The organism is Marinospirillum sp. (genome assembly GCF_044810985.1).
Classification (GTDB): Bacteria; Pseudomonadota; Gammaproteobacteria; order Pseudomonadales; family Halomonadaceae; genus Marinospirillum.
Map to the genome: position 1 here is coordinate 264,276 of NZ_CP085242.1, position 17,772 is coordinate 282,047.

Annotated in this window: 15 protein-coding genes and 3 tRNA genes; 9 read left to right on the top strand and 9 right to left on the bottom strand. The window is 52.3% G+C overall.

Going from position 1 to position 17,772, the window contains the following annotated elements; translation table 11 throughout:
- Window positions 1–162: 162 nt before the first annotated feature.
- Window positions 163–834 carry an energy-coupling factor ABC transporter permease gene (locus LG323_RS01285; protein ID WP_404418342.1) on the top strand — a complete coding sequence of 224 codons (672 nt, stop codon included), beginning with the start codon at window positions 163–165 and terminating at the stop codon, window positions 832–834.
- Between the two features lie 10 nt (window positions 835–844).
- On the opposite strand, the gene LG323_RS01290 is transcribed toward LG323_RS01285, so the two are convergent.
- Both LG323_RS01290 and LG323_RS01295 read right to left on the bottom strand, forming a co-directional pair.
- A complete protein-coding gene (locus LG323_RS01290) occupies window positions 845–1,399 on the bottom strand; it encodes a response regulator transcription factor (protein ID WP_310697752.1) in 555 nt (184 codons plus the stop codon).
- 16 nt (window positions 1,400–1,415) lie between these two features.
- A complete protein-coding gene (locus LG323_RS01295; protein WP_404418345.1) occupies window positions 1,416–2,726 on the bottom strand; it encodes an ATP-binding protein in 1,311 nt (436 codons plus the stop codon).
- A gap of 135 nt (window positions 2,727–2,861) precedes the next feature.
- Between LG323_RS01295 and LG323_RS01300 the strand changes: the two genes are divergently transcribed.
- Window positions 2,862–4,448: a peptide chain release factor 3 gene (locus tag LG323_RS01300; protein WP_404418347.1), complete on the top strand. Its 1,587-nt coding sequence runs from the start codon at window positions 2,862–2,864 to the stop codon at window positions 4,446–4,448.
- On the opposite strand, the gene LG323_RS01305 is transcribed toward LG323_RS01300, so the two are convergent.
- From LG323_RS01305 to folD, 7 genes are all read right to left on the bottom strand, one after another.
- On the bottom strand, window positions 4,445–5,122 hold the full coding sequence (locus LG323_RS01305; protein WP_404418349.1) for a helix-turn-helix domain-containing protein: 678 nt from the start codon (window positions 5,120–5,122) through the stop codon (window positions 4,445–4,447). The genes LG323_RS01300 and LG323_RS01305 overlap by 4 nt on opposite strands.
- A gap of 157 nt (window positions 5,123–5,279) precedes the next feature.
- Window positions 5,280–6,296 carry an asparaginase gene (locus LG323_RS01310; RefSeq protein WP_404418351.1) on the bottom strand — a complete coding sequence of 339 codons (1,017 nt, stop codon included), beginning with the start codon at window positions 6,294–6,296 and terminating at the stop codon, window positions 5,280–5,282.
- On the bottom strand, window positions 6,277–7,476 hold the full coding sequence (locus LG323_RS01315; protein WP_310697052.1) for an amino acid aminotransferase: 1,200 nt from the start codon (window positions 7,474–7,476) through the stop codon (window positions 6,277–6,279). The genes LG323_RS01310 and LG323_RS01315 overlap by 20 nt, the downstream gene beginning before the upstream one ends.
- A 3-nt stretch (window positions 7,477–7,479) precedes the next feature.
- Complete coding sequence (locus LG323_RS01320) at window positions 7,480–8,922, bottom strand: diguanylate cyclase domain-containing protein (protein WP_404420098.1); 1,443 nt, start codon at window positions 8,920–8,922, stop codon at window positions 7,480–7,482.
- Complete coding sequence (locus tag LG323_RS01325) at window positions 8,912–9,538, bottom strand: chemotaxis protein CheC (protein WP_310697053.1); 627 nt, start codon at window positions 9,536–9,538, stop codon at window positions 8,912–8,914. Before LG323_RS01325 ends, LG323_RS01320 begins: the two co-directional genes overlap by 11 nt.
- 8 nt (window positions 9,539–9,546) lie before the next feature.
- Complete coding sequence (locus tag LG323_RS01330) at window positions 9,547–9,906, bottom strand: response regulator (protein ID WP_404418353.1); 360 nt, start codon at window positions 9,904–9,906, stop codon at window positions 9,547–9,549.
- A gap of 81 nt (window positions 9,907–9,987) precedes the next feature.
- The gene (gene folD / locus LG323_RS01335; protein ID WP_404418355.1) at window positions 9,988–10,845 is read right to left on the bottom strand and encodes a bifunctional methylenetetrahydrofolate dehydrogenase/methenyltetrahydrofolate cyclohydrolase FolD; all 858 of its coding nucleotides are present in this window, start codon (window positions 10,843–10,845) and stop codon (window positions 9,988–9,990) included.
- Window positions 10,846–11,037: 192 nt separating this feature from the next.
- Here folD and LG323_RS01340 point away from each other — a divergent pair.
- From LG323_RS01340 to lon, 7 genes are all read left to right on the top strand, one after another.
- A tRNA-Pro gene (locus LG323_RS01340) sits at window positions 11,038–11,114 on the top strand.
- 42 nt (window positions 11,115–11,156) lie between these two features.
- Window positions 11,157–11,233 (top strand) — tRNA-Arg (locus LG323_RS01345).
- A 25-nt stretch (window positions 11,234–11,258) separates the two neighbouring features.
- A tRNA-His gene (locus LG323_RS01350) sits at window positions 11,259–11,334 on the top strand.
- A 251-nt stretch (window positions 11,335–11,585) separates the two neighbouring features.
- On the top strand, window positions 11,586–12,887 hold the full coding sequence (gene tig, locus LG323_RS01355; RefSeq protein ID WP_404418357.1) for a trigger factor: 1,302 nt from the start codon (window positions 11,586–11,588) through the stop codon (window positions 12,885–12,887).
- 157 nt (window positions 12,888–13,044) lie between these two features.
- Entirely contained in the window at window positions 13,045–13,662 is a 618-nt protein-coding gene (clpP, locus tag LG323_RS01360) for an ATP-dependent Clp endopeptidase proteolytic subunit ClpP (protein WP_310697057.1), read from the top strand.
- A gap of 69 nt (window positions 13,663–13,731) precedes the next feature.
- Window positions 13,732–15,006, top strand: a complete 1,275-nt coding sequence (gene clpX, locus LG323_RS01365) for an ATP-dependent protease ATP-binding subunit ClpX (protein WP_310697058.1) — start codon at window positions 13,732–13,734, stop codon at window positions 15,004–15,006.
- Between the two features lie 107 nt (window positions 15,007–15,113).
- Window positions 15,114–17,549 (top strand): endopeptidase La, encoded by a 2,436-nt coding sequence (gene lon / locus LG323_RS01370; protein WP_404418359.1) that lies wholly within the window; start codon window positions 15,114–15,116, stop codon window positions 17,547–17,549.
- The last annotated feature ends 223 nt before the right edge of the window (window positions 17,550–17,772 follow it).

Below are 17,772 nucleotides of genomic sequence, written 5' to 3' on the forward strand. Positions count from 1 at the left end.
CCCTGGCTGCTTGTTATGGTTATTGAGGCTATACTGGGATGCACAGGAAATATTATTGGAGTTCTGATAAGCAGCGCGAATTATGCCCTTGCTTTGAAAGCTTTTCCAGTTATCTACATTGATGAAGTGTAAATATATGTTTTATTTGATTGGGATCAGCAAATGAGTTTTTCAGCAAGTATTGATCCAGGTGCTTTGGGCTGGATGGGGTTGGTGTTCTGGATACTGTTTTTGATTCTGGCCCTGTTTCGTGTGCCCTGGAAAATCCTTTTTCGTGAGGTCGGCTTGCAGCATCTTTTTCTGGGCAGTGTTCTGCTGGTGGCTTTTTTATGGCAGTTGAGAGCCGATATCAGTTTTACGGTTTCCATTCACTTGCTCCTGGCAACCACCCTGACACTGATGTTCTATTGGCCCATGGCGTTGGTGGCAACCAGTTTGGCCTTGCTGGTGACGGCTCTGACCGGGCGATCCGAATGGGATATGTTGGGTATCAATGGGCTGGTGGTTTGTGTGCTGCCGGTGTTTGTGAGCCACTGGGTATGGCGCTGGGTGGATCGCAAGCTGCCTGCCAATTTTTTTATTTTTGTACTCGTGGCGGGTGGAGTCGGGGCAGCGGCTGCCACTCTCTCTTCTGGTCTGGCCGTGATCGCCATTACCTGGTTTTATACCAGCGGTTATGAGTTTACGCGTCTGGCCAATGAATACTTTTTGTTTTTGCCACTGACACTGCCACCCGAAGCGGTCGTGAACGGCATGATTATTACCGGCCTGACGGCTTTCATGCCGGACTGGGTGCGGGCTTTTGATCCCCAGCGTTATCTGGATGAAAAGTAAACCCAGGCGGTTAACGTTTAACGGGCCGCTTTTGCAGTTTGCGCTGTAAAGTGCGGCGGTGCATGCCCAGGGCCCTGGCTGTTGCCGAGATATTGCCATCCTGCTCATGCAGCACCTTCTGGATATGTTCCCAGGTCAGGCGGTTGACGGACATGGGCTGTTCCGCCAGAGGGGTGTCCGGGTTGCCTTCCTGTTTGTTGAAAGCGGCAAGAATCTCATCGGCATCGGCAGGTTTGCACAGATAATTGACGGCACCCAGCTTAATGGCCTCGACTGCCGTGGCAATACTGGAGTAGCCGGTTAGAACAACAATTCTTGATTGTGGGGAGGCTTCAACCAACTGGGGAAGCAGGTTGAGGCCGGAACTGCCTTCCAGCTTGAGATCCAGGCTGATGTAATCAGGTTCAAAATCACGGGTTTTTTCCAGCGCCTGTTGATCATCCATGACGCGGGCGACTTCATAGCCACGCTTGTTCAGGGCGCGCTCCAGTACCTGTCCAAAAACCTCATCGTCATCAATAATCAGGATGCGAAGTTTGTCGTCCTGCTGCTCTTCAATACTCATCTTGTAGAACCTGTGCTTAGGATGTGAATCGGTGGCTTCCCGGTGTAGGGGTGCCTAAAACAGGTATGCGGACTTCCGTCAACGTACCTCCCTGACTATGATTGTACAGGCGCACAGCACCACCCAGACGGTTTATTGTAGCATGAGTCAAAAACAGTCCCAGACCCAAGCCCTTGCTTTTGGTGGAGATAAACGTCTGCCCCAGGCGTTCGGCAATTTCCATGGGAATACCTGGCCCCTGGTCATGAATTTCGATCTGGGCTTCCACAGCATCCCATTCCATACTGATGGTGACGGGTTTTTTACCACTGGCGTCGGCAGCATTATTGAGCAGGTTGATCAAAGCCTGCTGCAAGGTGATATCGGCGAGTATCCAGGGCTCGGGCTGGTTGCCTTCAGGCCAGTCAATACAGTAGCGAACATCCGGTCTTAAAACCTCCCAGTGTTCAAGTACATCTTTCAGAAAAGCCTTCACAGGCTTGCTTTCCGGGTTGAGCAGTCGTGATTTGTCCGCATTACTCACCAGGGATTGCAAGGTTAACTTGCAGGTGTCCACCTGGCTGCGCAAAAGCTTCAGATCAGCGAGAAGCTCGGGATTGTCTTGATTCTCGTTGTGCATTTCCTTGAGTAAAACAGCCAGGGTCGATAAGGGTGTTCCCAGCTCATGTGCAGTTCCGGCAGCCTGAGTGGCAACGGCCATGATTTGTTCGTCTCGTAAAGCCTGTTCGCGAGTGTCGGACAAATCGGCATCACGGTTACGCAAGGATTGAGCCATCTTGAAAACAAAGACCGTGATTAACCCGGTGCTGAGGATAAAGTTCACCCACATGCCCAGAACATGCAGGCTTAAACCACTGCTTTCCAGGTGTTGACCAAGTTGGGGGACAGGATGATGAAAAAACATCAGTGCAGTATAGGAAGCCAGAATGTAGCAGGCCAGAATCCAGGTGAAGCGCCAGGGCAGGGTGGCTGCAGAAATCGTCAGAGGTACCAGGAAGTAAGAGATGAAAGGGTTGTTGGCCCCTCCGGTCAAATAAAACAAGAGACTTAAGCCAATCACATCCACTAGTAGATGCAAAAGGTACTCGATATCCGCCACCGGGCGCTGCCACTTCAACCGCCACCAGGTTAAAAGGTTGATTAAAGCCATGGCGATTATTACGGAAAACACCGCCAGGATATTGAGCTGAAAACCCACCACTTCCAGACCGAAAATAATCCCGCCCAGAAAACCCGTCCAGGTAATACCCCTAACCAGAGTCAGACGCATCAGGTTTCGACCTGGAGTGGACAGGGGCAAGGGTTGGGTGGTGCTGTTCTCTTGCAAAGTCATCACTCCTTTCATAAGCCTGCGAGTTTAAGGGAAAAGCCGTGAGTTTGCAGCCGTAGAAGTTGGGCATTGTTAAAGCCGGGGTTATCAGCGAAAATAGCGATCATTTGAAATCAGACTCTTGAGGGTTGGATGTCCAACACACAGATTGCCAAAGAAGTAGAGAAGCGGCGTACCTTTGCTATCATTTCCCACCCGGATGCCGGTAAGACCACCATCACCGAAAAACTCTTGTTGCTGGGGCAGTTGATCCAGACGGCAGGTAGTGTCAAGGGTAAGAAGAGTGACAAGCATGCCACCTCGGACTGGATGACCATGGAGCAGGATCGGGGGATTTCCATTACCTCTTCAGTCATGCAGTTTCCTTTCCACGATCGCATTGTCAACCTGCTGGACACGCCGGGTCACGAGGACTTTTCTGAAGACACCTACCGTACCCTGACCGCTGTGGATTCGGCCCTGATGGTGGTGGATGGTGCCAAGGGTGTCGAAGATCGCACCATCAAGCTGATGGACGTCTGCCGTTTGCGGGATACGCCGATCTTTTCCTTCGTCAACAAGCTGGATCGGGATATTCGTGATCCCATTGAATTGCTGGATGAAATTGAAGAAGTTCTGAAGATCAAGGCCGCCCCCATCAACTGGCCGATCGGCTCCGGGCAGTGGTTCAAGGGTGTTTATAATCTCTATAACGATGAAATTCATGTTTTCCGCCCCGGTCAGGGACATGTTCTTCCTGAAGATGAGCGAATTAAGGGTCTGGATTCTCAGGAAGCCCGTGACTTTCTCGGTGATGAATATGAAGAACTGGTTGAAGAGCTGGAGCTGGTTCAGGGTGCAACCCATCTCTGGGATCAGGATGCCTTCATGGAAGGTAAGCTGACACCTGTGTATTTCGGTACCGCCTTGGGTAACTTCGGGGTGCGGGAAATGCTGACGGATTTTGTGGAGTGGGCACCGCCTCCCGCAGAACGTGCCACGGAAACCCGCCCTGTTGCGGCTGATGAAGAAAAGTTCTCCGGGTTTGTCTTTAAAATCCAGGCCAATATGGACCCGAAGCACCGTGATCGCATTGCTTTCATGCGTATCTGTTCCGGCAAGTACACGCGTGGACTGAAAATGCGCCACTGCCGTATTGGCAAGGATGTACGCATTGCCGATGCTGTCAATTTCATGGCCGGTGAGCGTGAACTGCTGGAAGAGGCCTGGTCAGGCGATATCATCGGTCTGCATAACCACGGCACCATCCAGATCGGGGATACCTTCACTGAAGGTGAAAACCTGAAATTCACCGGCATTCCTCACTTTGCGCCGGAGCTCTTCAAGCTGGTTCGCCCCAAGGACCCTTTGAAAATGAAGCAGTTGCAAAAAGGTTTGCAGCAGTTATCAGAAGAAGGTGCAGTGCAGTTGTTCCAGCCTTTCAAGAACAACAACCTGGTGTTGGGTGCGGTGGGTCAGCTGCAGTTTGAGGTGGTGATGTTCCGCCTCAAGGATGAATATAAAGTGGACTGCCTTTATGAACCCATCAGCGTGCAGACCGCCCGCTGGGTTGATTCCCCGGATGACAAAAAACTGGATGAATTCCGTCGCAAGGCTGAAGACAACCTTGCCAAAGATGGGGCCGGTTTATTGACTTACCTGGCACCGACCCGGGTTAACTTGCAGCTGGCTCAGGAACGTTTCCCGGACATTGAATTCCACTCGACACGCGAGCATTAAATAGCCTCGTGCCAGTCTCTATGCAGGCTGGGGCGTGGTTGTTGAGTGCTGCGGCTTTGTTGTTGAGTGGGCACCAGCAATTCCAGTTGTTTGCCGTGTACTTCCAGGGTGGCCCGGCCCAGCCCCTCGGCAGGCATTTGATCGACCATCTTGCTGCAAATCCGGTAGACCAGCTCACCGTTGGATAGACGGAAGGGAATCCAGAGGCTTTCCATCCAGCGGTAGCCGGAGTGCAGGGTCGGTGTGGGCAGGGTAAACCTTGCCCAACTGATGCCTTCATTAAAAGCACCCGCATCTTTCATCCAGCTGTAAAGGTTGAGTGCTGTTTCGTTCAGTAACGGCATATAAGTGTTACCGACCAGCTCTTCACGACTGCGGCAACCATTCACGGCCAGGGTGGTTTCCGAAGCGGCCAGTACACGCAGTTGGCAATCCAGTATCAGCGAAAAGTGCAGGTCTTTGTTGACGCTTTCCAAAAGGGGTTCATCCAACTCCATCAGTGGTGAGGCGAGAACCTCTTCCAGTTCCTTGCGATAGCGGGCGGAGGGAGTGATGTGGCCTCTTTCCCAGCGGGAAACAGCGCCCTGGTCGATGTTTAAAAGATCAGCCAACTGCTGCTGGGTAAGATTTTGCGCTCTTCTCAGGCGTTTAATACGCTCACCAAGATCACTCATCGTTAACCTCCTTCAGATCCAATCGTTGTGTAATTTTTATTTATGTTATTCATTGTATGTCAGGCTGGGATTAATGGCATACCTTATTTCAGGTATATGCATTAAACCTTGAACTGGTTCACGAACAGGTAAGGCTGGGTATCAAATTGTTGTTGGTTTACATGCAAGCTTCTTGCCAGAGGAGGGGTGTTTTTCGATCTGAGGCAAGTTTTAGCTGTCGCAGGGCCAGTAGCCAGGTCAGGGATGCTTGTGCATTTTCCGGAGTGCTTGCCCCCAGATTGACAACTCCTGCCTGCCGGGCTTCGGCACTGGCTGCATAGTCATGACTGACCTGACCTGACCAGCACTGGGTCAGCATTCCAGTGACAATCTTGTGTTTTTTCAGGGCCGTGTAGAATTCGCGAAGCGGTGGGCTGGTGCCTGCGCCCAGGCCTTCCAGCAGAAGGCCATCCAGCGAGTCTGTGAGTTTTACCAGATAACTGGCGTCCAGGCCGGGAATCAACGGTAAGCGCAGAATGCGGGCCTGGAAATGTTCGCTCAGATACTGGAGTTGCTGGATTGTAAGCTGGAAATTGAGCGCTTGTGGAAAGCTGGGTGCAGTGATTGAGGGAAGCGGTTGCCGAAAGTGAGCCAATGCCTGGCCGCGAGGGTTGGCAAAAGCATCCATGGCTTGGGCATCTTGTTTGCGGCAATAGCGAGGGTCAAACAGTTGATGGTGAAAATTGAGATAAACACCGGTCAAATCAGGCTGGCTGGCCCAGAGCAGGGCCTGCTGAATATTGGACAAGGCATCAGAAGAGGGCGTATTCAGGGGTTTTTGTGCGGCAGTCACCAGAAGAGGGCAGGAAATCTCTGGAAGCAACCAATGCAAGGCGGATGCAGTCCAGGCCAGAGTGTCCGTTCCCTGCAAAATGACGATACCCTGAACACTGTCTTCCGCCTGCCGGGCCAGCGCTGCCAGTTGGAACCAGTGTCGGGGTTGCATGGCAGAGGAGTCCAGCGGTGGATCCAGCTCCAGGAAATCCAGTTGCAGCCGGTTGTTACTCAGCCAGTTGTCCGGGAGAGCCTGGCATAGGCGGTTGGCAAATCCCGGAGCGGGTACCAGGCCTTGAGGGCCGGGCAGCATCCCCAGGGTGCCGCCCGTGTAGATGACTTTAAGACGCTTTACAGACACTGGCTATGGCTTCACATAGATAGCCGAGGTTCTGCTGGTTGTAACCGGCGATATTCATGCGCCCGGTGCTGACCATGTAGATCCCGAATTCTTTCTGCAGCTGGGCCACCTCTTCAGGTTTCAGGCCGGAATAGGAGAACATCCCCTGCTGCTGGGCAACACAGGCAAACTTGTCAGCCAGGCCATAAGGTTGTAGGGCCTGAACAAAGTCATTACGCAGGGTGTTGATGCGCTGGCGCATTTCAGTGACTTCTTCTTCCCACAAGGGTTTCAGTTCCTGGCTGCCCAGAATGGTGGCCACTATGGAACTGCCATGTGCCGGTGGGTTGGAGTAATTGGAGCGGGCCACCACGGCCAGTTGGCTGCGGACTTTCTCCATGTCTTCCTGATTTCTGGCCAGGGCGATAAAGGCACCGGTGCGCTCTCGGTAAAGACCGAAGTTTTTCGAGCAGGAAGCCGTAATCATGACTTCCGGCAGTTGCTTGGCCAGAAGGCGCACGGCCCAGGCATCTTCTTCCAGACCCTCACCAAAACCCTGATAAGCAAAATCCACCAGTGGCAAAAGCTGGCGTTCCTGAAGCACCTGGACCACCTGTTGCCATTGTTCCTGGTTGAGGTCAAACCCAGTGGGGTTATGGCAGCAGGCATGCAGCAGTACCACATCCCCTTCAGGAATCTGCTGCAGGTCGGCAAGCATGGCTGGAAAATCCAACTCATTGCTTTGCGTGTCGACATAGCCGTAACTGGCGTACTCAACCCCCGCAGCTTTGAAAATGGCATAGTGGTTGGGCCAGGTGGGGTTGGAAATCCAGACTTTTTTGTTGTCTGCCGTGCGTTTGATGAAGTCGGCGGCCAGACGTAAAGCACCGGTTCCACCAGGGGCCTGAGTCAGGCTGGCGCGGTTTTCCTGGAGTGCCGGTGAATCAGCACCCAAAACCAGAGGAAGCAGATGTTGTGCAAACAGCGGATCGCCGTGTGAGCCGATATAGCTTTTGGTGGTCTCCTGAGCCAGCAGCAGGGATTCTGCTTCCTTGACAGCCCGCATGATGGGGGTGTTGCCCTGAGCATCCTTGTAGACACCCACGCCCAGATCAATTTTATTGGGGTTGGTATCACGATTGAAAGCTTCGATCAGTCCCAGAATAGGGTCGGCAGGCAGGCGTTCAACTTGTGCGAACATCATTTATCCTTCTGAATTGGAGTTTTGTTCATTGTAAACCACGGCGGAAAGATCGCAACTGGCTGCTTGTCCCTTACCGCGTGACTTGGCCAGATACATGGCATTGTCCGCCTGAGTGAGCAACTTGTTGGCGGTATCGCCTTGGTCAGGAAAGAGGGCAATACCGATACTGGCCCCGGCCTGCAAATGGAATCCCTGCCAGTCAAAGGGCTGACTCAGCAGATCGTTGAGCTGTTCGGCCAAGGCAAAAGCCTGATGTTGAGTTTGGGTCTGCTGGCTGAGCACAACCAACTCATCCCCGCCGAGTCGGGCTACCAGATCCCTGGAATCCAGGTGTTTTTGCAATCGCCTGGACAGTTCGATCAAAAGCGCATCCCCGGCATCATGCCCATACTCATCATTGACTGACTTGAAGCCATCCAGATCAATGAACAAGAGAGCAAAACCTTGTTGCTTTTGTCTGGCATGGACACACTGATCCTGAAGCCTGTCGTTGAGTAGACTGCGGTTGGCCAGGCCGGTCAGGGCGTCATGCTGGGCCAGATAGCGAACCTGAAGCAGTTGCTGGTGATTCTGAAGAGCAATGGCGGCCAGCTGAGCACTGCGCTCCAGCAGGGTAAGACTGGCCGTTGGCTCCTGGGTAGTGGCTGGCCAGGCCAGCTGTAGAACACCGGCCAGGCGTTCCTCTGAGGTCGTCAGGGGGTGGCACCACCAAAAAGCAGGCTGCTCTTGATTCTGGAATTCGGCCAGCTGCAAACGCCCGGTTCGGGCGGCAGCCCCGGCAGGGGTTTGGCTATTGACTGTCAGCTGTGAAGGCAGATAGCCATGGCTGCTGGTGACAGGGTTGGTCAGGTATTGGCTGTGCTCATCAAGCAGCAGGAGCCCTGCCTCAGACCCGGGAGCCAGCTTTTGCATGCCTGTAGTGAGGGCTTGCCATACGCTTTCAATGGGCTGATTGTGAGCAACCAGAGAGAGGATTTCCTTTTCAAACCTGAGCAGAGCTTCGGCATCGCGCAGGTGTTGTTCGCGGCGCACGGTGTTGGTGACATCATTGATCTGCAGAAGGCAGGCCGACTGACCTGCAAACTTCATGGGTCGGGCCAGTATGGAATGATGCAGTTGTTGCCCCGAAGCTGGCTGGCTTAGAGGTAAAAGAAAGGGGTGGAGCTGGTGTGACAGGCGTCTGGACAGCCGGTCATTGCAGGCTTGTTCTATAGCATCCAGCAGGGCCGGGGACGGGGACTGTGAAAAAAGCTGGGCCAAACTCCGGTTGTTGGCTTCTTGCGCCTTGATTCCAGTGACCCTTTCCATCCAGTTGTTCCAAAGCAATACCTGACTTTGGCTGTTGGTGATCACCAGGCCGGTTTCAAGTAGCTTGATCAATTCCAGCAAGCCGGTTTCATCCTGGCTTGCCGGTAAGGATGTAATGGATACTTCAGAGATCATTGCCAAGGAGGTCAGCCAGATAGTCTTGCAGTGCCGAATGAAAACCGGTGGCACTGTTCAGATCAATAATAAAGACCAGGTAGCCCTGCAGGTTGCGCTGGCGCAGAGAGAAGTCAATTTGCACCAGCATGATCAGGGAGTCCTGCTGATCACAGAGGACTTCCAACATGCGTTGGTAGTCACCACTGTAGGCTTCCGGGAGGGCAGTATTGATTTCCCTTTTCAGAAGGTTGGCCAGGGAGGCCAGACAGGAATTCAGGAGAATATTGCCCAGCTCTGCCAGGGTATCCTGTTCCAATTCCGAGATTTCACTGGCACTGAGCTCATTACCCACCACAATCCGAACCAGTTCCAGGCTGCGCTCCTCGGGAAAGATCAGCGCCGCTTTGCCATTGATAAAGCCTTCAAAAGCCTGGGTAACGCCTGCCAGAGCCTTGGGCAGCAGCTCTTTAAAGGTTTCTTCAGCAGTTTCCAGCTGCACAAATTCCACTTTGGGAACCGATAGCAAGACTTCATCCTGCACCAGGCGGGACAGGGAACTGGCAGCACGCCCAACCCCCAAATTCATTAACTCAACGATTGCTTCCTGCTCATCATCCGAAAAAAGATTGCGCATGGTTGCCTCTAGCTTTTGATGAGTTGAGTCAACTGCTCCAGATCAACCGGCTTGCCCAAAAACTTCATATTGAGCTGCGCAGCTTTTTCCTGAATGGCATCCTGGATGTTGGCCGTGACCAGAACCATGGGCAGATCCGGCTGGGTTTTCTGGATTTCATGAGCCAACTCGATGCCATCGCGACCAGGCATATTGTAGTCGATCAGCGCTCTGTCGAAAGTAAGTTCGCTGAAAAGTTGCAGGGCTTCATCCGCATTGCTGGCTTCATGGATTTCCAGTTCTACACCGGTATTTTTCAGAAGTTGTTTCAAGGTCAGGCGGGCGACACGACTGTCGTCCACCAATAGAAGTCGTTGTGCTTGAGGCATGAATTGGTATCCAGAGTGGTTGTTTAATTCTGCATGACTAATACTAGTTACTAAGCGACTGCTTTGTCTATTATTGAATCCTTAAAGGGGATCACGTTTTTCGCAGGACTGCAGGGTGTTTTCCAGCAGACTGGCAACAGTCATGGGGCCGACACCTCCGGGAACAGGCGTAATCCAGGCGGCTCTTTCACAGGCCGTTGCAAACTCAACGTCACCGACCAGACTGCCATCCTCCAGGCGGTTGATGCCAACATCAATCACCAGGGCGCCGGGTTTGATCCATTCCCCTTTAACCAGGCCGGGCTTGCCGACGCCAACGACCACCAGATCGGCTGCAGCCACTTCGGCTGCCAGGTCACGGGTAAAGCGATGCGTGACGGTAACGGTGCAACCGGCCAGCAGCAGCTCCAGAGCCATGGGCCGGCCCACGATATTGGAAGCGCCGACGATGGTAGCTTTCAACCCTTTGAGATCCTGGCCCAGGCTGTCCAGAAGGGTCATGATGCCCTTGGGGGTGCAAGGGCGCAGCAAGGGCTGGCGTTGGGCCAGACGACCCAGGTTATAAGGGTGGAAGCCGTCAACATCCTTGTCCGGGTGGATGCGCTCCAACAGTGAATCAGCGTTCAAATGTCCTGGCAGAGGCAGCTGTAAAAGGATGCCGTCCAGTTCAGGGTCGGCATTGAGCTGGTCAATCAGAGTTTCCAGCTCTTGCTGTTGGGTTGTTTTGTCCAAAGGGTAAGAGCGGGAAATAATCCCTGCTTTTTCACAGGCCAGGTGCTTGTTGCGCACGTAAACTTCGGAGGCCGGGTCGCTGCCCACCAGAATGACGGCCAGGGCAGGAGGTCTTTTGCCACGGGATGTGCGAGCCGTAATGTTTTGGGCAACCTGTTCACGAAGATTCAGAGCAATTTGTTTACCGTCAATCAGTTGGGCGCTCATTGAAAGGGGGTCCGCTTGCAAATGGAAAAGAAGGATTTAAGATAGGGTTATTGTCGCATGAGTTAGGCGGCAGGGAAACTCCAGGAAAAATAAACTATTTTTCATCAAGGGGTTGACCCGAAAAAATAAGTCCCTATAATGCGCATCTCGTTGGCAGGCACTTCTTAACACAAGGCCTCTGACGATCAAAAACGGGGTATAGCGCAGTCTGGTAGCGCGCCTGCTTTGGGAGCAGGATGTCGGGGGTTCGAATCCCTCTACCCCGACCATTTTTGGTCAAAAAGCCGGAACCTCAGGCAGGTATGAATTTAGCGCCTATAGCTCAACCGGATAGAGCAACGGCCTTCTAAGCCGTAGGTTGCAGGTTCAAGTCCTGCTGGGCGCGCCAAGCGTCTGGGTTCAGTCTTAATGTGGTGAGCGTAGCTCAGTTGGTAGAGCTCTGGATTGTGACTCCAGCGGTCGTGGGTTCGAGCCCCATCGTTCACCCCATCCCCCTCCTTTCTTTATTCGATTTTCATCAAGATTCCAATCCCTTTCAGCCAGCCATTATGTCAGCCCTGAGTTGGTGTAAGTGCGGATTTTTCGTGTTTTGGTGACTTAATAAGCGCTATAGGAGACTTTTTCGGTATCCTGGCTTGCTGCACAGCGCCGTTACTCTTAAAATCCCCCTTTTAGCTTTAAGACCCGTTGCTTAAATTTTAATTTTGCAAAGTCCATTTTGTGTTTAACGAGGATCGTCCATGCAAGTTTCCGTAGAAACGACTTCCCCGCTGGAGCGCCGTCTGACCATTCAGGTGCCGGCAGAGAAAGTTGATACCGCTGTAGATGCCCGCCTGAAGGATACCGCCAAGAAGGTCAAGATTGATGGCTTCCGTCCCGGCAAAGTACCTATGACTGTGGTGAAAAGTCGTTTCGGTGAAAGCGTGCGTCAAGAAGTTTTATCCGAACTGATGCGCGAGCACTTTATTGAAGCCGTTACCCAGGAAGAGCTGAATCCTGCAGGTACTCCTGAAATCGAACCCCTGAAAATGAAAGCTGGCGAGCCTTTTGAGTTTGTTGCCAAGTTTGAGGTTTATCCCGAGATTGAAGTCAAGTCTCTGGAAGGGGAAACCGTTGAGCGTCCGGTTGCTGAAATTCAAGACGGCGATCTGGAAGAGCTGATCTCTGACCTGCGCAAGCAGCGTTCCAGTTTTGAAGAAGCCGATAAGACTGCTGAAGATGGCGATCAGGTGAACCTGGATTTTGAAGGCTTTATCGATGGCGAAGCCTTTGCAGGCGGCAAGGCTGAAGGTCACGATCTGGTGCTGGGTTCCAATTCCTTTATTCCCGGCTTTGAAGAGCAATTGATCGGTAGCAAAGCCGGTGAAGAAAAAGAAGTCAAGGTCAACTTCCCGGATGACTACCAGGCCGAAGACCTGGCGGGCAAAGAAGCGACCTTCAAATGCAAGATCAATGCAGTTAAGGCCCAGAAGTTGCCAGAGCTGGATGATGAATTTTTTGCAGCCTTTGGTGTCACTGAAGGAGGCGAAGAGGCTTTCCGTACTGAAGTTCGCAAAAATATGGAAACCCAGCTTAAGCAGGCGATTCGCAACAACACCAAGCAGGCTGTGTTTGATGCCCTGATGAAAGCCAACCCGATTGAAGTGCCAGCGGCCCTGATCGACAATGAAGTGGATAACCTGCGTCGTCAGGCGGCCCAGCAGTACAACCTGGGTGAAGACTTTGATGTCAGCCAGATCCCTGCAGATCTTTTCAAGGATCAGGCCAAGAACAATGTCACCCTGGGTCTTTTGGTCAGCGAGCTGATCAAGGCCAATGAAATGCAGGCTGATGAAGCTGTGGTGGATGGTTTGATTGCAGAAATGGCTCAGTCTTATCAGGAGCCTGAAAAAGTGGTTGAACACTACAAGTCCAACCCGGAAATGTTGCGCCAGGTAGAAGCTGCGGCTCTGGAACAACAGGTGGTTGACAAGCTGCTTGCCGAAGCGGAAGTGACGGATGTGACCAAGAGCTTCAAAGAGTTGGCGATGCCAGCCCAGTAAGGCTTGAACAGCCCGGATTGACCGGCTTAGCTGAAACAACCGGCGCTTCGGCGCCGGTTGTTTTTTAGGGGTAGCGGCTAATTCTTGGTGGAATTTATTTGCAACCTCGGTTAGTTTAGACGCTATAAGTTAACTTTTAGCTAAAAACGGGACAATAATGAGTAACAGTCTGGATATTCAAAATGCCGGTGGCCTCGTACCCATGGTTGTAGAGCAATCTGCACGGGGTGAGCGTTCATACGACATCTATTCACGCCTTCTCAAAGAGCGGGTTATTTTTCTGGTGGGTCAGGTTGAAGACTATATGGCCAACCTGGTTGTGGCCCAGATGCTGTTTCTGGAATCAGAAAATCCTGATAAAGACATCTATCTCTACATCAACTCACCCGGTGGTTCGGTGACAGCAGGTATGTCTATTTATGACACCATGCAGTTCATCAAGCCGGATGTTTCCACCATGTGTATTGGTCAGGCAGCCAGTATGGGTGCTCTCTTGCTGACCGCAGGTGCGGAAGGCAAGCGCCATTGTCTGCCTAATTCCCGCATGATGATTCACCAGCCGCTGGGTGGCTACCAGGGTCAGGCTTCCGATATCGAAATTCACACGCGAGAAATTCTGGGTATTCGTGACAAGCTCAACAAGGTCTTGTCTCATCACACCGGACAAACCCTGAAGACTATTGCCAAGGATACAGACAGGGATAATTTCATGGATGGCCCGACTGCGGTCAACTATGGTTTGATTGATTCAGTGCTCGACAAGCGTCCGGAATAGCCGTTTTAGAATCCAGAAAGATGCCCGCAGGGTTTGGCGGGCAAGATCATGAAGTGAATGGGGTAAAATATGACCGACGGCAAAAAGAGTAATGACAAGCTTTTGTATTGTTCATTCTGCGGTAAAAGCCAGGATGAAGTGAAAAAGCTGATAGCAGGGCCCTCGGTCTACATCTGTGACGACTGTGTCTCCCTGTGTACCGATATTATCCGTAATGAGTTGCAGGACGAAGAGCTGGGTGAGGAAAGTGAACAGCTGCCTACACCCAAAGAGATTCGCGCCAATCTGGATGACTATGTCATCGGCCAGGATCGTGCCAAAATGGTGCTGTCCGTTGCGGTTTACAATCATTACAAGCGCTTGCGTCCCGGAGTTTCCAAGGGTGACGAAGTGGAATTGGGTAAAAGTAATATTCTGCTGATCGGTCCAACCGGTTCGGGTAAAACCCTGCTGGCTGAAACTCTGGCCCGCATGCTGAATGTACCCTTCACCATGGCGGATGCTACCACCCTGACTGAAGCCGGTTATGTGGGTGAAGATGTTGAAAACATCATCCAGAAGCTTCTGCAGAAATGCGATTATGATGTTGAGCGCGCCCAGAAAGGCATCGTTTACATTGATGAAATCGACAAGATTTCGCGCAAGTCCGACAACCCTTCCATCACCCGTGATGTCTCGGGCGAAGGCGTTCAGCAGGCTCTGCTGAAACTGATTGAAGGCACCGTGGCCTCCGTTCCTCCCCAGGGAGGGCGCAAACACCCGCAACAGGAATTCCTGCAGGTGGATACCAGCAACATGCTGTTTATCTGCGGCGGTGCTTTTGCCGGTCTGGAAAAAGTCATCAAGGCACGCACTGAAAAAGGCGGCATTGGCTTTAATGCAACCGTCACCAGCAAGGAAGATAAGGCCCTGGGCGAATCCCTGGTGGATATCGAACCGGAAGACCTGGTGCGCTTTGGTTTGATCCCCGAGTTTATCGGCCGACTTCCAGTGGTTGCTACCCTGACCGAACTGGATGAGGATGCCCTGATTGAAATCCTCACCGAACCCAAAAATGCCCTGACCAAACAGTATGCCAAGCTGTTTGATATGGAGGGTGTGGAACTGGAGTTTCGTGAAGAAGCCCTGCGCGCCATTGCTCATAAAGCCCTGGAACGCAAAACCGGTGCACGCGGTCTGCGCTCCATTCTTGAAGGTGTTCTTCTGGACACCATGTATGAGATACCTTCGCTTGAGAAAGTATCCAAAGTGGTGCTGGATGAAACCGTGATCAAGGGTGACGCCAAGCCGCTGATGCTTTATGAAAATGATGAGGTTGAACAGCTGGCTGTTAACCGCGATTAGAGTGTATTCTGTCGGGTTAACCTGGTTGTGGTAAGGAAAAAAGGGCCTGGTGCCCTTTTTTTCTTTGTATTGACGGCCCAATTTCTGAACCAAGAGGTATCCCTGCGATGTCGCAGCAAGACAAGTCATCTGATAAGCAGATTTTTGAACTCCCCCTACTGCCATTGCGTGATGTGGTGGTTTATCCGCAGATGGTTATTCCTCTTTTTGTCGGGCGTGAAAAATCCATCCACGCTCTGGAAGCAGCCATGGCGGCTGATAAGAAAGTCTTTTTACTGGCTCAGAAAGACCCGGAAATGGATGATCCGGAAACGGATCAGCTTTACAAAATTGGCACCCAGGCCAGTATTTTACAGCTGCTGCGCCTGCCTGACGGCACCGTCAAGGTATTGATTGAAGGTGAACAGCGTGCCCGCCTGATGGAAACCCACGACCATCAGGGTTACAACGAGCAGGGCGAGGCGGTTGATTACGTTATGGCCACCAGCGAGCTGTTGGCCAGCGAGGTGCTTTCCGAGCGTGAGCAGGAAGTTCTCACCCGTGTTCTGCTGGGCCAGTTTGAGCAGTACGTCAAACTGTCCAAAAAAGTGCCCAATGAAGTCCTCAACAGCCTGCAGAATATCGAAGATCCCACTCGCATGGTGGACACCATTTCTTCGCACATGTCCCTGAGCGTCAAGGACAAGCAGGAGTTGCTGGAGCTGGATCGGGTACGCGATCGGATTGAACGCCTGATGTCCCAGATTGAAGAGGAAATCGATCTGCTGCAGGTGGAAAAGCGCATTCGGTCACGCGTCAAGCAGCAAATGGAAAAAACCCAGCGTGAGTACTATCTGAATGAGCAGATGAAAGCCATTCAGAAAGAAATGGGTGATCTGGAAAATTCCGGTAACGAAACCGAGCAGCTGGCCAAGAAAATTGAAACGATTGGCATGCCCGCCGAAGCCAAAGACAAAGCCAAGAGTGAGCTGAATAAGCTGAAAATGATGTCGCCCACCTCAGCTGAAGCCACTGTGGTGCGTGGCTACCTGGACTGGATGCTGAGCCTGCCTTGGAAAAAGCGCTCGCGGGCCAATATTGACCTGCAAAAAGCCACTGAAATTCTGGATGCTGACCACTATGGACTGGAAGAGGTCAAGGAGCGCATCCTTGATTACTTGGCCGTTCAGCAAAGGGTCAAGAAAGTACGCGGCTCTATACTCTGCCTGGTAGGCCCCCCCGGTGTTGGCAAGACTTCCCTGGGTGAGTCCATTGCCCGAGCGGTCAATCGCAAGTATGTGCGCATGGCTCTGGGTGGTGTACGTGATGAATCAGAAATCCGCGGTCACCGGCGCACCTATATTGGTTCCATGCCCGGTAAACTGATCCAGAAAATCTCCAAGGTTGGCGTGAAAAACCCTCTGTTTTTGTTCGATGAAATCGACAAGCTGGGTATGGACCACCGCGGTGACCCTTCCTCGGCCTTGCTGGAAGTTCTGGATCCTGCGCAGAATAACAAATTCAGTGACCACTATCTGGAAGTGGATTACGATCTTTCCGAAGTGCTGTTTATCTGCACCGCCAACTCCATGAATATCCCAGCCCCTTTGCTGGATCGCATGGAAGTGGTGCGCCTGCCCGGTTACACCGAAGATGAAAAGAGTCATATTGCCGAGCGCTACCTGCTGCCCAAGCAGATGAAAAACTCCGGGCTGAAGAACAATGAAGCTGAGGTGACAGCGGATGCTATTCTGGAAATGATCCGCTACTACACTCGTGAAGCCGGGGTGCGTGAGTTGGAACGCCAGATCACCCGGGTGTGTCGCAAGGTGGTGCGTGAAATCAGTGAGGGCAAGGCAGAAGCACCTGTCGAAGTGACTGCAGCGGACATCGAGCATTACCTGGGCGTGCGTAAATACAACTGTGGCCTTGCGGATCTGGATAACCAGGTCGGGCGGGTCACAGGGCTGGCCTGGACCAGTGTTGGCGGTGAACTGCTCAGCATCGAAGCGGCCATCATGCCGGGTAAAGCGCGCCTGGTGAAAACCGGCTCCCTGGGTGAAGTCATGCAGGAATCCATTCAGGCGGCCCTGACTGTGGTCAGAAGCCGCTGTACCGCCCTGGGAATCGATCCTGAGCTGTTTGAGAAGAAAGACATCCATATCCACGTCCCGGAAGGCGCGACCCCCAAGGATGGCCCCAGTGCCGGTATCAGCATGTGCACCGCTCTGGTTTCCGCTTTTACCGGCATTCCGATTCGCTCGGAAGTGGCCATGACCGGTGAAATCAATCTGCGCGGTGAAGTGATGCAGATTGGTGGTCTGAAAGAAAAGCTTCTGGCAGCCCGACGCGGAGGTATTAAAACAGTATTAATACCTCAGGATAATGAACGGGATCTTAAAGAAATCCCGGAAAGCATCAAAGGACCACTGCAAATTCTGCCGGTTCAATGGATTGACCAAGTGCTGGAAGTGGCCTTGACTGAGCTGCCGGAGCCGCTTCCTGCGCAGTCATTGAGCACAAGCGAGGATAAAACACCTGATTTAAGGCCCGGAACCCATTAAATAGGCAATTAATTGTCTCAAGGGTATTTCCCTGAGGCGGGTATAAAGGCTAAGATACCCGCCACACGGTTGATCTAACTGACTCGGCCGTATAGTTTGAAGCCATGAAATACCGGCTTGACAGTTTTTCGTTGTTGTTGGTATAACCTTCTGGCAGAGAAGGTTTACAAAGCAACATATTTTTTAAATTATTGATGCATTCTGATCGTTAAGCTGAGTCTTT